This window comes from Granulicella tundricola MP5ACTX9 (assembly GCF_000178975.2).
Classification (GTDB): Bacteria; Acidobacteriota; Terriglobia; order Terriglobales; family Acidobacteriaceae; genus Edaphobacter; species Edaphobacter tundricola.
In genome coordinates, this window is sequence record NC_015065.1 from 203,375 (window position 1) to 217,267 (window position 13,893).

Annotated in this window: 12 protein-coding genes; 6 read left to right on the forward strand and 6 right to left on the reverse strand. The window is 59.8% G+C overall.

Translation table 11 applies throughout. The features are described from left to right. Positions 1 to 13: 13 nt before the first annotated feature. A complete protein-coding gene (gene fdhF / locus ACIX9_RS21080) occupies positions 14 to 3,004 on the reverse strand; it encodes a formate dehydrogenase subunit alpha (protein ID WP_049789476.1) in 2,991 nt (996 codons plus the stop codon). 315 nt (positions 3,005 to 3,319) lie between these two features. On the opposite strand from fdhF, the gene fdhD reads away from it, so the two are divergent. Genes fdhD through ACIX9_RS21100 form a run of 4 tightly spaced genes read left to right on the forward strand, consistent with a single transcriptional unit; the run spans position 3,320 to position 7,375 of the window. Then, positions 3,320 to 4,255, forward strand: a complete 936-nt coding sequence (fdhD, locus tag ACIX9_RS21085) for a formate dehydrogenase accessory sulfurtransferase FdhD (RefSeq protein WP_013582217.1) — start codon at positions 3,320 to 3,322, stop codon at positions 4,253 to 4,255. Next, the gene (locus ACIX9_RS21090; protein WP_013582218.1) at positions 4,252 to 4,635 is read left to right on the forward strand and encodes a DUF7009 family protein; all 384 of its coding nucleotides are present in this window, start codon (positions 4,252 to 4,254) and stop codon (positions 4,633 to 4,635) included. The genes fdhD and ACIX9_RS21090 overlap by 4 nt, the downstream gene beginning before the upstream one ends. A 29-nt stretch (positions 4,636 to 4,664) precedes the next feature. Then, on the forward strand, positions 4,665 to 6,098 hold the full coding sequence (locus tag ACIX9_RS21095) for an alginate export family protein (RefSeq protein WP_232298951.1): 1,434 nt from the start codon (positions 4,665 to 4,667) through the stop codon (positions 6,096 to 6,098). Between the two features lie 26 nt (positions 6,099 to 6,124). Beyond that, complete coding sequence (locus ACIX9_RS21100) at positions 6,125 to 7,375, forward strand: cupin domain-containing protein (RefSeq protein WP_013582220.1); 1,251 nt, start codon at positions 6,125 to 6,127, stop codon at positions 7,373 to 7,375. 59 nt (positions 7,376 to 7,434) lie between these two features. Here the strand turns inward: ACIX9_RS21100 and ACIX9_RS21105 are convergent, their stop codons facing one another. Beyond that, positions 7,435 to 8,580, reverse strand: coding sequence for a DNA topoisomerase IB (locus tag ACIX9_RS21105; RefSeq protein WP_013582221.1), 1,146 nt, complete (start codon positions 8,578 to 8,580; stop codon positions 7,435 to 7,437). Between the two features lie 220 nt (positions 8,581 to 8,800). Here ACIX9_RS21105 and ACIX9_RS21110 point away from each other — a divergent pair, with 220 nt between their 5' ends. Beyond that, positions 8,801 to 10,012: a M28 family peptidase gene (locus ACIX9_RS21110; RefSeq protein ID WP_013582222.1), complete on the forward strand. Its 1,212-nt coding sequence runs from the start codon at positions 8,801 to 8,803 to the stop codon at positions 10,010 to 10,012. 26 nt (positions 10,013 to 10,038) lie between these two features. Here ACIX9_RS21110 and xylB read toward each other — a convergent pair whose 3' ends face one another. Then, the gene (gene xylB, locus ACIX9_RS21115) at positions 10,039 to 11,526 is read right to left on the reverse strand and encodes a xylulokinase (RefSeq protein ID WP_013582223.1); all 1,488 of its coding nucleotides are present in this window, start codon (positions 11,524 to 11,526) and stop codon (positions 10,039 to 10,041) included. A 234-nt stretch (positions 11,527 to 11,760) separates the two neighbouring features. On the opposite strand from xylB, the gene ACIX9_RS21120 reads away from it, so the two are divergent. Beyond that, positions 11,761 to 12,144 carry a nuclear transport factor 2 family protein gene (locus ACIX9_RS21120; RefSeq protein ID WP_041598142.1) on the forward strand — a complete coding sequence of 128 codons (384 nt, stop codon included), beginning with the start codon at positions 11,761 to 11,763 and terminating at the stop codon, positions 12,142 to 12,144. 63 nt (positions 12,145 to 12,207) lie between these two features. On the opposite strand, the gene ACIX9_RS21125 is transcribed toward ACIX9_RS21120, so the two are convergent. The 3 genes from ACIX9_RS21125 to ACIX9_RS21135 form a co-directional block, all read right to left on the reverse strand. Then, positions 12,208 to 12,540 (reverse strand): hypothetical protein, encoded by a 333-nt coding sequence (locus ACIX9_RS21125; RefSeq protein ID WP_013582225.1) that lies wholly within the window; start codon positions 12,538 to 12,540, stop codon positions 12,208 to 12,210. Between the two features lie 121 nt (positions 12,541 to 12,661). Beyond that, positions 12,662 to 13,048 (reverse strand): DUF1634 domain-containing protein, encoded by a 387-nt coding sequence (locus ACIX9_RS21130; RefSeq protein ID WP_013582226.1) that lies wholly within the window; start codon positions 13,046 to 13,048, stop codon positions 12,662 to 12,664. Further along, on the reverse strand, positions 13,045 to 13,881 hold the full coding sequence (locus ACIX9_RS21135; RefSeq protein WP_013582227.1) for a sulfite exporter TauE/SafE family protein: 837 nt from the start codon (positions 13,879 to 13,881) through the stop codon (positions 13,045 to 13,047). Before ACIX9_RS21135 ends, ACIX9_RS21130 begins: the two co-directional genes overlap by 4 nt. Between the last annotated feature and the right edge of the window lie 12 nt (positions 13,882 to 13,893).

Consider the following 13,893-nt stretch of genomic DNA (forward strand, 5'->3'; position numbering starts at 1 on the left):
CTTTCTGCGTCCCTTAGTGAGCGGTCATCCCTTGTATCTGCACCAGCTTCGCCGAACCCGGCATCCGGTAGTCGGCACGCTTCCATTTCCGCTCCACTTCTACGCCCGTCTGCGGCGTAGGCTTGCCCGAATACCTAAAGTTGAGCGCCTTCAGAGGATTGCTTCCACGCTCTGGAAGCACCAGCATCTTCACCGCCGTCTCCTTGAACGCAGGCGTATCGGTCGCATCGTCGGTGTGCGAGCCGGTCAGCACATTTACCGGCCCCTCCTGTGAAAGCAGCGGCAAATAGACCTGTTTGCCCTGTACCCGAGCCGTCACCAGTACCTTGATCTTCAGCGACCCATACCGGCTCGTCACCCGCACCCACCGCCCGGACTCGATATCCCGCTCCTCGGCAAGCTCCGGCGAAACCTCCAGAAACCGTTCCGGCGTCTCCTCCTGAATGCCAGCCACGCGATGCGTCATGTTGCCTTCGTGGAAGTGTTCCAGCAAGCGCCCATTGTTGAGGAACAGGTCGAACTCCGCATCCGGGCTCTCCATCGGCGTGCGATACGTCAACGGGTGCAGCTTTGCCTTGCCATCCGGGAAGTTGAACCGCTCCAGATACAGGATCGGCTGATCCGTTCCATCCGGCGCCACCGGCCACTGCAGTGTCTTGTACCCTTCCAGCCGCTCATAGCTCACCCCCGCGTACAGCGGCGTCAAAGCAGCCATCTCCGCCATCATCTCGGAAGGATGCGTATAGCTCCATCCAGCTCCCATGCGATTCGCAATGTCCTGCGTGATCTTCCAGTCAGCCCGGCTCTCACCGAGCTCCGGCAGTGCCTGGTAGAGCCGCTGAATCCGCCGCTCCGTGCTGGTAAACGTCCCGTCTTTCTCAAGCGCCGGAGAAGCCGGCAGCACCACATCCGCATACCGGCAGGTCTCGGTGAAGAAGATGTCCTGCACCACGAAGAAGTCCAGCAGCTCGAACCCGCCCGCCACATGATTCGCATTGGAGTCGGCCGAGTTCATATCCTCGCCCGCAAGATACATCGCCTTCATCTTGCCCGAGTAGATCGCGTCCACCATCTGGTGGTTGTCCATGCCCTTCTCAGGCGGCAGCTTCGTCCCCCACGCGGCCTCGAACTTCTCCCGCACCGCAGCATCCGTCACCGGCTGGTACCCCGGATAGTTGTTCGGCATCGCACCGATATCGCCCGCGCCCTGCACGTTGTTATGCCCGCGCAGTGGATAAGCCCCACACCCCGGCCGCATGTAGTTCCCCGTCACCAGCAGCAGATTGCTGATCGCAGTCGACGAATCCGACCCCATCACATGCTGCGTAATCCCCATCGCCCAAAGCACGCACATCGTGTCTGCCTTCGCGATCTCCTCCGCCACCTCGATCAACGTAGCCATCGGCAGCTCACACGTAGCCGCCGCAAACTCCATCGTGAAAGGCTCCAGGCTCGCCCGGAACGCATCGATCCCATTCACCCACTGCGCCAGGAACGCCTTCTTCTCATAGCCCTGATCGAACATGTACTTGCTCATCGCGCACAGCCAGACCAAGTCCGTTCCCGGCTTTGGCCTGAAGTGAATATCCGCGCGCTCTGCAATCTCATGCTCTCGCGGATCGGCAACGACCAGCCTCTGCCCATGCAGCTTATGCGCCCGCTTCACCCGCGTCGCAAGCACCGGATGGCTCTCCGTCGTGTTGCTCCCGATCACCAGCACCAGCTTCGAAGCCGCAATATCCTCGATCGACCCCGAATCCCCGCCATACCCCACCGTCCGGAACAGCCCCATCGTCGCCGGGCTCTGGCAGTAACGCGAGCAGTTATCCACGTTATTGGTCCCGATCACCGCCCGTGCAAGCTTCTGCATCAGGTAGCCATCCTCGTTCGTAGCCTTCGACGAAACGATCACCCCAATCGAATCCGGCCCATGCTGCTCTTTCGCCTCGCCCAGCTTCTTCGCAACCAGCGTCAGCGCCTCCTCCCACGACGCCTCCCGGAACCCATTCCCCTCGCGGATAAGCGGCTTCTGCAGCCGATCCTTATGGTTCACATAGTCCCATCCAAACTTGCCCTTCACGCACGTCGAGATCGCATTCGCATCCCCATGCGCCGGCTCGATCTTCAGAATCTTCCGATCCTTCGTCCACACATCATAGGAGCACCCAACCCCGCAGTACGTGCACACCGTCTTCGTCTGCTTGATCCGTTCCTCGCGCATCTTGGCCTCGGTCTGCGAGACCTCCATCACCGCCCCATACCCCAGCTCCGGCTCGATCGCCTTGATCACATCGATCATCTTGTCCAGCGCCTTCGCCGGCAGCGACGTCAGATAACCCGCCTCGCCCAGCATCGACTTCTCCATCAGCGCATTGCACGGACAGACCGTAATGCAATGCCCGCAGGAAACGCAGCTCGACCCACCGATCTGCATCCCCCCATCCCAAAGCACGCGCGGTTGATCCAACTCCCACCCGATCGTCAGCGTCTCGTTCACCTGCACCGTCTGGCAAGCCTGCACGCACCGCCCGCAAAGAATGCACTGACTCGGGTCATACCGGTAGAACGGGTTCGACATATCGACGTCATATGGCTTCGGCTTGAACGGATGCTCCTGGTGCTCCACCTTCATCGCGACGGCCGTATTGTGTACCGTGCAGTTCTCGTTGTTGTTATCGCAGACCGTGCAGTACAGCATGTGATTGCCCAGAATCACATCGAACGCCTCAGCCCGCGCACTCGTCGCCCGCTTCGACTCCGTAACGATCGTCATCCCCGCCGCGACCTTGTGCCCGCAGGCCCGCACCAACTCCCCATTCACCTCGACCATGCAGGTGTCGCAGCTCTGAATCGGTCCCATCAACTCCGAGTGATAGCAGACATGCGGAATCTCTTTATCCCGCAGCACAGCCGTCAAAACCAGCTCGCCCACCCGAGCCTCAACCTCACGCCCATCCACAACAACCTTGACCTGTTCCGGGGAGTTCACTACAACGTGCGGCATTGCAACTTCAATTAGCGTTTCGTTCATCGTTCGAGCCTCACCAACGAATCGCGCCCGCACATCCGCCGGCAACGCTTCCTTGTTCATCTAACAGTGTCTCGGATCGGAGGCGCCTTTGGATGTTCGTTTCCTACACTCCTTTTCAAAAAAACCCGCTCGATTCCATTTTTGGGAAACATCACCCCCGCCCGCCCTTTCCTATCGTTATTCCCAGGGTGTACGTTGTCATTCCGTACAGAAAGTTTCTAATTACTCTCATACGTGTGCACCAACATGTAAAAATTAGGTTAATCTTCAGAACGACGGTGTCACATTTTGTCGAACAAACAGATCCCGGTTGAAGGCTTCAGATCGGTAGCATCAGTTTCTACCTATCGAGTCAACGCGTGGAGTGCGGAGCCCGCACCCGATGCGCTCGCGGTGGAAGAGCCACTCGAAATCCAGCTCACCTCAGGCCCATCCTCTGCTCGCGCCACAAAATCCATCACCGTCACCATGCGAACCCCGGGCCACGATCACGAGCTCGCCACCGGCTTCCTGCTCACGGAAGGCGTCATTGAAGACTCCGCTCAGATCCTCGCCATCACTACCGTTGCAGCGGACGCGCCAGACCCCAACTCTGGCAGCGCACTCCCAGCCTCCAGTCCCGGCAACATCGTACGCGTTGAGCTCGAACCGGACGTCATCGTCCGCACCGCAACCCTCGAGCGAAACTTCTACACCACCTCCAGCTGCGGCATCTGCGGCAAAGCCTCGCTTCTCGCCCTGCGCTCCGTCTGCCCCCCACGCCGTGCCAACACCTTCAGCATCGATGTCGACACGCTTTACACGCTGCCCGACACCCTCCACACCGCACAGCACATCTTTGAAGCTACCGGCGGCCTCCACGGAGCAGGCCTCTTCACCGCCCAGGGCGAACTCATCCTGACTCGTGAAGACGTAGGCCGCCACAACGCCGTAGACAAGCTCCTCGGCGCACAGCTCCTCGCAGACGCCGTTCCCGTCCGCGACAAACTCCTCATGCTCTCCGGACGCGCCAGCTTCGAGCTCCTGCAAAAAGCCGTGATGGCCGGCGTCCCCATGGTCGCCGCAGTCGGCGCACCCTCAAGCCTCGCCGTTCAGGTCGCACGCGACTTCGACATCACCCTCATCGGCTTCCTTCGCGATCGCCGCTTCAACGTCTACCATGGCATCGGCCACGTCGCCGGTCTCAACCCAGCCCCCAACTCAGTCCAGGAGGTCTGTGCATGAAACTCCGCATGAAAGAAAACTCCATCCGCCTGCGCCTCGTGCGTTCAGAGCTCGTCCGCCTTCAGTCTGGCGAGTCCATCCACGAAATCGTGCGCTTCGGCCTCGAACCGTCCCAGGCCCTGCACTACGCTCTCTCCGTCGCGGCTCAGCCGGAGCCTGTTTCCGTAGCCTTTCAGTCCTCGCAGATCTCCGTCACCCTCTCGCCCGATCAACTCCGCTCCTGGGCGGAAGAAAGCCAGGTCGGCATCTACGCTTCGCTCGCAATTGACCACACAACCACGCTCGAAGTCTCCATCGAAAAAGACTTTGCTTGCCTTGACCGTAGTGACGAAGACAACGCAGACACCTTCGCCAATCCACTCGCAGGGACGATCTGCTAACACATCGTCAGGAGGGCTCATCCTTGAAAGTGAACATCCGCTGTAGACGCACCATCCGCACCAACCTATTCGCCGCTCTGGCAGTCTCCACCCTTCTACCCGGCATCGTCTTTGCCCAAACCCCAGCCCCAAGCTCCGCTCCGGCGACAACCCCCGCGCAGGCGGGCCCGCTTTACGCGGATTACCCACAGAAACGCGGCAAGGTTCAACCCCTCCAATTCGAGACCCTACCCTCCTGGGCCACCCTCAACATGGAGCTCCGCGGTCGTACCGAGGGCCAGACCTCGATCAATTACACGGAGAACGGCGACCGCACCTACGAACTCACTCGTGTCTACGGAGGCCTGGAGGTGCGTCCCACAAAATACGTCACCGGCTACCTCCAGTTCATCGATACCCACGCCCTTGGCCTGCCGCTACACGTCGTTGCCGCCAACATGCGTGACGTCTTCGATCTCCGCCAGGGTTATGTCAACGTCCACCTCAAGCCCGGCAAGGTCCCCGTCGAACTCATCGCCGGCCGCCAGGAGCTCAAGTTCGACTCCGAACGCATCATCGGTATCAGCGACTGGACCAACAACAGCCGCTCCTGGGACGGTTTCGATGCACGCATCGGAGACAAGAACCGCATCGATCTCTTCTCGACCTCGGTCGTCGCTGTCCATGCCAGCTCGCTCGATAAGCACGGTGCAGGCCTCACCTTCCACGGGGCTTACGCCACGCTCGGCACCTGGGTCCCTCACGTCCGCCTCTCGCCCTATGTCCTCTTCCATGACGTCCGCGGAGTTACCAGCCAGCAGAACATAAAGGGCAACGAGGTCGAAACCACCTTCGGCGCAGAGGTCCAGGGCAATCTCCCCGCAAACTTCAGTTATGAGGCCAACGGCTCGCTCCAGCGCGGCAGCTACTCCAACGACTCCATCCACGCCGGCCAGAACTTCGATAAGCTTTGGTACACCGCCAAAACCCTCCCCTGGCAGCCTCGTCTCGGCGGCGAATTCGACTATGCCACCGGCAACGACCACAAGGATCTTACCCGTATCGGCACCTACGATCAGCAGTACCCCTCCAACCACAACGCCTTCGGCCTCGTCGATCTCTTCGGCTACCAGAATATCCGGCAGGAACGCATCAACCTGGACCTCGGCCCCACCAAAAATCTCTCGCTTCTCGTGCAAGGCGGCTTCCTCAACCTTGCAACAACAAAAGACAGTCTCTATTCCAGCAGCGGCTCAGTCACCATCAAAGCTCCCACCGCCGGCTTCAACAGCACGGACATCGGCAAGGAGTTTGACGCCTCCGCAAAATACGTCTTCCACGACTACATCGTCGCCAACGTCGGCGTAGGCCACCTCTTCCCCGGTCAGATGCTCATCGGCAACAACCACGGAGCAGCCGATACGATCGGATACTTTTCCCTTACCTACCGCTACCGGGTGGATAAGCACTCTCCAAAACCATAACCAGCACGACCTAAGAAAGGATTTCCATGTCTGACAATCAGAACAACCCACTCAGCCGCCGCAAATTCCTCGGCAACACTTCCGCGGCCCTCGCTGCCTTCGGTGCCCTTCAAGTGGCCTCCGGCCAGGAAGCTGTCCCCATCCGTTCCAAGGACCACCACCTCATCAACGAGACGGAGACCCAGCCCAAGAACAAGATGCTCGACGACCAGAACCCGTCGTCCAACTGGCCGCCTACAACCGATGCCGGTGGCCAGCAGCCCTTCAAGTACTCCTTTTCTCTCTCTCACAAGCGCATTGAAGGCGGCGGCTGGACCCGTCAGGTCACCGTCCGCGATCTACCGATCTCAAAGAAGATGGCCGGCGTTCAGATGCGCCTCATCAAGGGCGGCATCCGTGAACTCCACTGGCATGTCGGCGCGGAATGGGCCTTCATGATCGGCGGCAGCGCACGCATCACCGCGGTTGATCAGCAGGGCCGCGCCTTCGTCGACGACGTCAACGAAGGCGACCTCTGGGTCTTCCCCGGCGGCATCCCCCACTCCATTCAGGGCCTCGGCCCGGACGGCTGCGTCTTCCTCCTCGTCTTCGACGACGGTAACTTCAACGAGTTCGAGACCTTCCTCCTCACCGACTGGCTCCACCACACACCGCCTGAGGTCCTCGCCAAGAACTTCGACGTTCCCGCCTCCACCTTCGCCAATGTCCCGCCCAAGGAACTCTTCATCTTTGAGCGTGACCTCCCTCGTCCGCTTGCAGAGGAGAAGCACCAGGTAGAAGCCGTCACCGGCCCCGTACCTAACACCTTCGCCTTCTTCACCAGCAAGATGGCGCCCACCAAGGTGACGAAGGGCGGCTCGGTGAAGATCATCGATGCCAAGAACTTCCCCGCCTCCAACATCGCTGCAGCCATCGTCACCCTCAAGCCCGGCGGTCTGCGTGAACTCCACTGGCACCCCAACGAAGACGAGTGGCAGTACTACGTCAAGGGCTCAGGACGCATGTCGGTCTTCGCTGCCGGCGGCCGTGCCCGCACCATGGACTTCCAGGCCGGAGACGTAGGCTACATCGATAAGTCCACCCCCCACTTCGTCGAAAACACCGGCGACGAAGACCTCGTCTTCCTCGAAGTCTTCCCCACCCCTCACTACGAAGACATCTCTCTCGCAGAGTGGCTCGCCCATACCCCGTCGCGCCTCGTCAATGAGCACCTCGGCGTAGGCGAAGACTTCCTCAACAAGATCAGCAAAAAGGAAGCCGTAGTCGACCCCGAATAACCCACGAATACTCCGGGTACCCACGTCTCGATCCTGCGACGTGGGTTTTTTATTGCCCCTTACTTGCTCTTGGTGTGTCCGACGGCGGAGGGACTGCTTGCCACACTCTCCACCACAGCCCGCTCCCGCAGCAACTCCAGCAGCGTCCGCTCCTCCGTCCTCAGCGCCCGGACATGTTCTGTAATCTGCCGTTCCAGCTTCCGCTTCGCTCCCTCAGCCGAGATCGCACTACCCAGATAGGACTCTAGCACCGCCGGATGCACATAGCACTTCCGGCAGACCGAAGGCGTATTCCCCAGCCGCCCCGCCACCGCCGCAATCGCCTGCACGACATTCTTCTTCGCCTCGGATTCTGAACTGAACGGTTCAAACCCCCGCAACATCTCTGCAGCCAACACAGACCCCGCCCACGTCCTGAAGTCCTTCGCGGTAAAGTGTTCACCCGTAATCGCGTGCAGGTACTCGTTCACATCAGCCGAATCGATTGCATGATGATTCCCTTCCCGGTCGACATACTGAAACAACCGGTACCCCGGCAACTCCTCACACCGCCTCACAATGCTTGCCAGCCGGCGATCCTGAAGATCGATCGTGTGATGCACCCGGCTCTTGCCCTGAAAGCTGAACGTGATCTTTGACCCATCCACCTCGACATGTTTGTTCCGCATCGTCGTCAACCCGTACGATTTGTTCTCCCGCGCATATTCCGCATTGCCCACGCGAATCAACGTCGCCTCCATCAGGCTGATGATCGTCGCCAGCACCTTCTCCCTCGGCAGTCCTGGTAGCGCCAGATCATGTTCCACTCGCTTGCGAATCCCCGGCAGCGCTCCAGCAAACTGAATCATCCGCTCATACTTGGTCTCATCCCTCACCGTGCGCCAGTGCGGATGATATCGGCTCTGCTTCCGTCCCCTCACGTCCCGGCCGGTAGCCTGGAGATGTCCGTCCGCGCGCGCAGAGATCCACACGTCACTCCATGCCGGAGGGATCACCAACGACTTGATCCGCCCAAGCATCTTCGCGTCACGAACCGCCTTCCCCGCCGCGTCCACATACCGGAAACCCCCGGCAGTCTTCCGCCGATGAATCCCAGGCTCCGCATCCGTAACGTACCGCAGCCCCGCCGCCTCAGCCGAGGCCATCGGATCGCTCACCCCCACGTCTGCAGCCACCCGCTTGGAACGCCTGCTCACCGTTGACATCGAATCTCAGATGCCAGCCATCCAGGCGGCGTTACCGAGTGAAGTCGACCCATGTTCGTCGTGCCATAGCAAGCAGCCCTACAATTTTGCGATAACGAATATCGCAACCCGCAAAACAGTGTCCGCCAGTAGTGAAAGCTGATGTTACGATGAGCGAACGGAGCCTGATATTTGATATATGAGGCAACGATCCCATCTCCAGAACAACAGGACAACGCCCATGCCAGTGACCTTCTCTCGCTCTCTGATCCTGTGCCTTTGTGCATCCTTCGCGTGGTCCCAGCAGGCTCCCCTCGCCACAACTCCCGCGAAAGCCACGAACGATCAGGTTGCCGCCATGGTCGGACGCCTGGAGCTCGACCGCTATAAAGCCACCATCAAGGGCCTCACTCAGTTCGGCGACCGCCGCCAGGGCACGGACCGGAACCGCGCCGCAGTCGACTGGATCGAAGCTCAGTTGAAAAGCTACGGCTGCACCAACACGGAGCGGATCAAATACGACTACCAGCCACCCGCCCCCGGAGCCCCGCGCACCCCACGTCCCACCGATCCCACAGTCGGCCCCGGCGGCTCCCGCAAACGCGGCAACATCCAGCCCGACACCGTCAACAACGACCCCATGAAGCAGCCCGACGTGAAGCTCCGTCAGTTGAACACGCAGCCTTCCACCCCCGGTGAACGCGAGGAGGTCTACTGCACCAAGATAGGCTCCAAGCACCCGGACCAGATGTACATCCTCGGGGCACACATGGACGGCATCGGTTGGGGCGAGGCAGCCAACGACGACGGCTCCGGCACCGCCCTCGTCATGGAGCTTGCACGCATCCTCTCCATGCCCGACGTAAAAACCGATGTATCCATCCGCTTCGCCCTCTGGAACAACGAGGAAACCGGTCTCAACGGAGCCGCTGCTTACGTCGCCCAGCGCAAAGATCTACAAGGCATTGAATCCCCCGCAGGCTCCGGCAAGTACCCCGAACCCAAGTGGCTCGGCATGGTCCAGCACGACATGATGATGTTCGACCACGGCATGCCCCTGAAGGACGGCACCATGAGCAAACAGCAGCGCCCGGAAGCTGACGTCAACATCGAGTACCAAGTCACCAGCAAGTACGCCGACGAAGCCATGAAGATGGCCCAGAAGTTCCAGCTCGCCGACGATAAGTACGCCACCGACTACCCCGCCAATGTGGGCCCTCACATGACCAACACAGACTCCAGCCCTTTCATGGGACTGACGCCGTCACTCAGCCTGCGAGAGGTGGAGCGCGGCGCACAGATGGGAGCCGGCTGGGACCCCCAGCACCACCAACCCACCGACGTCTACTCCTTCTACAACGACGACGACTTCCGCCTGGGATTGAACTCCGCGCAAATCACTCTTGGAGCCATCGGCAATCTAAGCGGAGCCACCCTCACCGGAACCAGGTAACCTAACCAGCCACGCGTACCCGCACCTCACACCAGGTGCGGGTACGCGCTGTGCAGCCGCTCCGTGTAAAGCTGGCGCGCACGATCATAAGCCTCCCGAAGCTCGGGCCTGGGAGTTAGGGTCGCGTCCGCACTAATCTTCGCGCAGCGATCCGCAACCTCCACCAACGTGATCGCCCCCCCATATGCACGGCTGTAGGCGACCATCGCCTGCATAGCCGCGCCAAGACAGCCCGACTCTTCCTCCGCGGGAACGCGAACAGACGCGCCAGTCGCATCAGCTAGCAACTGCCTCCAGCCCTCGGACCGCGCACCTCCGCCGATCACCAGGATCACCTCAGGCCGCCTACCCTTCAGGATCAGGTTCAGCCCGCTCAGTATCCCAAAACTCACCCCCTCCACCGCCGCTCTGACCAAGTGCGACGCCGTATAGTTCATCGCGGAGATACCCACCAAAGACCCACGCGCCAAAGGCAGATCCGGCGTCCGTTCACCATTGAGGAACGGCAAAAAGGTCAGCCCGTCCGCACCAGGCTTGATCTCCGCTAGCGCCAGCTCAATCTCCTCCACAGTCTTGCCCAACAGGTTCAGTGTTCCCATCACAACATTGGTGGCGTTCATCGTGCAGACCAGCGGCAGCCATCCGCCGGAAGACGAGCAGAAAGGAGCAACCTCACCTGTCCGATCGTCGCTCGGATGATCCTGGTAGGAGTACACGGTCGAGGACGTCCCCAGGCTCATCGTCACGACGCCTTCCCGCACATTCCCTGTCCCTATCGCACCCATCATGTTGTCGCCACCACCACTAGAAACAATGCACCCGGGCGGGATACCCAACTCCCGCGCAACCTCTTCAAGCACCACACCAACCGTCTCTTCCGAACCCATCAGCGGAGGCAACGCACGGAACAATTGCCCCGTTCTACCATCGATCGCATCCAGCACCTCACGAGCCCACATGCGCGTACGCACGTCGAAGAATGCCGTCCCAGAGGCATCCCCGTACTCAGCCTTCATCTCTCCCGTAAGCCAGAAGTTCAAATACTCATGCGGCAACAAGATATGCCGGATTCGCTTAAAGTTCGCCGGTTCCACCTGCTTCATCCAGAGCAGCTTGCTGGCGGTATATCCAGTCAGCGGCAGGATGCCGAAGCGCCGCAGACATTCGTCCCTGCCACCCAGCAATTCGATCAACTCTGCGTTCTGCCCAGCGGTCTGCGTATCGTTCCAAAGCTTCGCCGGGCGGATCACCTCATACGCTTCATCGAGTACCACCAGCCCGTGCTGCTGACCGGAAACACCCAGCGCAGAAACCTCCGCAGAACCGGCCTGTCCCAGCGCTATCCGCACGGAGCTCTTCAGAGCCTCCACCCACCACTTCGGCTCCTGCTCCCGCGCACCGCTTTCACCTTCAATCAGCAGGTGTTTCGCATAGCCGCGACCAAGCGGGCTTCCATTCTCGTCCACCAGCAGAGCCTTGGTGCCCTGCGTTCCACAATCGATGCCTAAATACATAGCAACAGTCTACGTCTGAGCGGTGGGACGTCGTCAAAGCATCCACCCCTCAGAGGTAGCAGGCGTCCCCGGTTCAGCCTATGCCCGGAACGTCACTCGAACTGGCTCATTCACGCCGATCGCATCGCCAGGGCATTCGTCGCGCAGTCCCTGATCCAGACAGGGTTATCAATGGACTTGTCAGATCCCGATTGCCCGACGATCATCAAATGCAAGCTTCATCTGGAGGTCTCCATGCAAGAGGAACAAATTCGTGAAGCCCTGAACGCGCATTGGCACGCGTCGGCAATCGGCGATGCAGACTTGGAACACGATATCTACGATGACAACGCCATCTGCGATTATCCCCAGTCCGGTGAGCGGATCCTTGGACGAAAGAATCTGCAGGCCTTGCGGAGTCATCATCCCGGAAAGCCTTCCGGCTTCAACGTCAGACGCATGCTTGGAGAAGGTGATCTCTGGCTCACGGAGTACACCATCACCTACCAGGGTCGCCCCGCCTACACCGTGAGCATCATGGAGTTCCGTAACGGTAAGGTCATACACGAGACACAGTACTTCGCGGACCCTTTTGAGGCACCGGCCTGGCGGAGTCAATGGGTTCAGACCACCGCATAACGCCAGGTTTCTTTGGGCTTGCACATGCGGTCACAGCGCCGCCTTTATCGGAAGCCTGCAGAGCTACTGCATGAAGGTCCAGGCCTGGATTGCAAGCGACGTGTTCGGTGGCCCACCCGTTATCACGATGCTCATCTCTGGGCCGACGACATTGAAGCTATGGATGATGCCCGTGGTCGTCAGCGGGAACTGCAGCACCGTACCCCCCACGGTCTGACCGCTGAGTACACCCATGAAGACCTCCACCTGCATAACATGGCCGGCAATCGGTGTTCCCAAAAGCTCCAGGTTGATCTTGCTATAAGCCGCGACGTTCAGGATTCCTGCAATGCTGATCTCGCCCACAGCATTGAGCGTAAAGGTCTGGAAGTACTTGGTCAGAAGAGGCGTTGGCATGTTATTGCTCCGAAAGAGTTTTTGTGTCCCTGGCCCTTTCAGAGTCTATGTGCCGGGTTTGGCCCGCGCAACGGATTTCGCAAGTCACTCCAAATTTAGATCCCTTCGTCTTCCTCATCCCTCAACGCATAAACACGCTGAACCCGAGAGCCCCAAGAACAACTGCCGTAATCGCAGCAAACAGGATGTCTCGATCGCGCAGAAAGCTGATCAGCGATAGAACGACGCGCAAGATGGGCGTCGCCATGAGTACAAGGACGCCGATCTCGGCAATCCCTTGGCCGCGCTCCACTCCACCCCCTCCAGGGTGCATCATCATCCTAGCGATACACCGCAGGGATGAGTACGGAATCTGGCTTCCTTCAAAGCGATGGAAGGATGGATGCGTCATACCCGTCGCCGGCAGATAGAACAGATAGCCCAACACCCCGAAAGACACAGCCAGCAGAATGCCGGTTCTCAGGGTAATCGCAATTGCCGAAGATAATGCTTCATCATGCCTCTTCATAGTGTCCCCCGCACGCCCTTAACGATCATCTGGATTGCGATCATCCCGACAACAATCGCGAAGATTCTTCTCAGTGTCTTCACAGGCAAGCGTGGAAGCAGCCGAGCCCCCACCATGGAGCCGATGAGAACGCCGATCATCACAGGTACGGCCATCTGCGGAAGGATGTATCCGCGTTTGAAGTAGATCGTCGCACTCGCAACCGCAGTCACACCAATCATGAAGCTGCTCGTCGCAGTCGAGACCTTGAACGGCAGCCCCATCACACGGTCCATCGCAATCACCTTGAGCGCCCCTGAGCCGATGCCCAGCAGCCCTGAAAGCATACCCGCCACATACATCAGGCTTAGCCCCGTCCCCTCGCGCGAGACAACGTACTCCACTTCTTTTCCTTCGGCTCGATAAGTTCCCCCCAGACGCAAACGCCGTGAGAGACTTCCTTGATCTGCGACCACCCCGCCCTCAACGCGCGCCTGGCTCGCCTGCCAGGCAGAGTGGAGCAGCACCAACCCAAACAGAATTGCCAGGTAGGTCGTCGGAATCTTCCCCGAGATCAACGCGCCACTGATCGCCCCCAGTGTCGTAGCCACCTCCAGAAAGATACCGACACGAACGTTGCTGAGCCCGTCACGCACATACGCAGCGGCTGCACCGGATGACGTTGCGATAACAGAGATCAGGCTCGCACCAATCGCATACCCGATGTCGACGCCCAGCATAAGCGTCAACACCGGCGTCACAACAATGCCGCCTCCCAACCCCGTCAGCGCGCCAACCAGCCCGGCACCAATCGACGAGAGTAAGACGATACCGGTGAATACAAACAGAGTCATCCGACCCTCCTC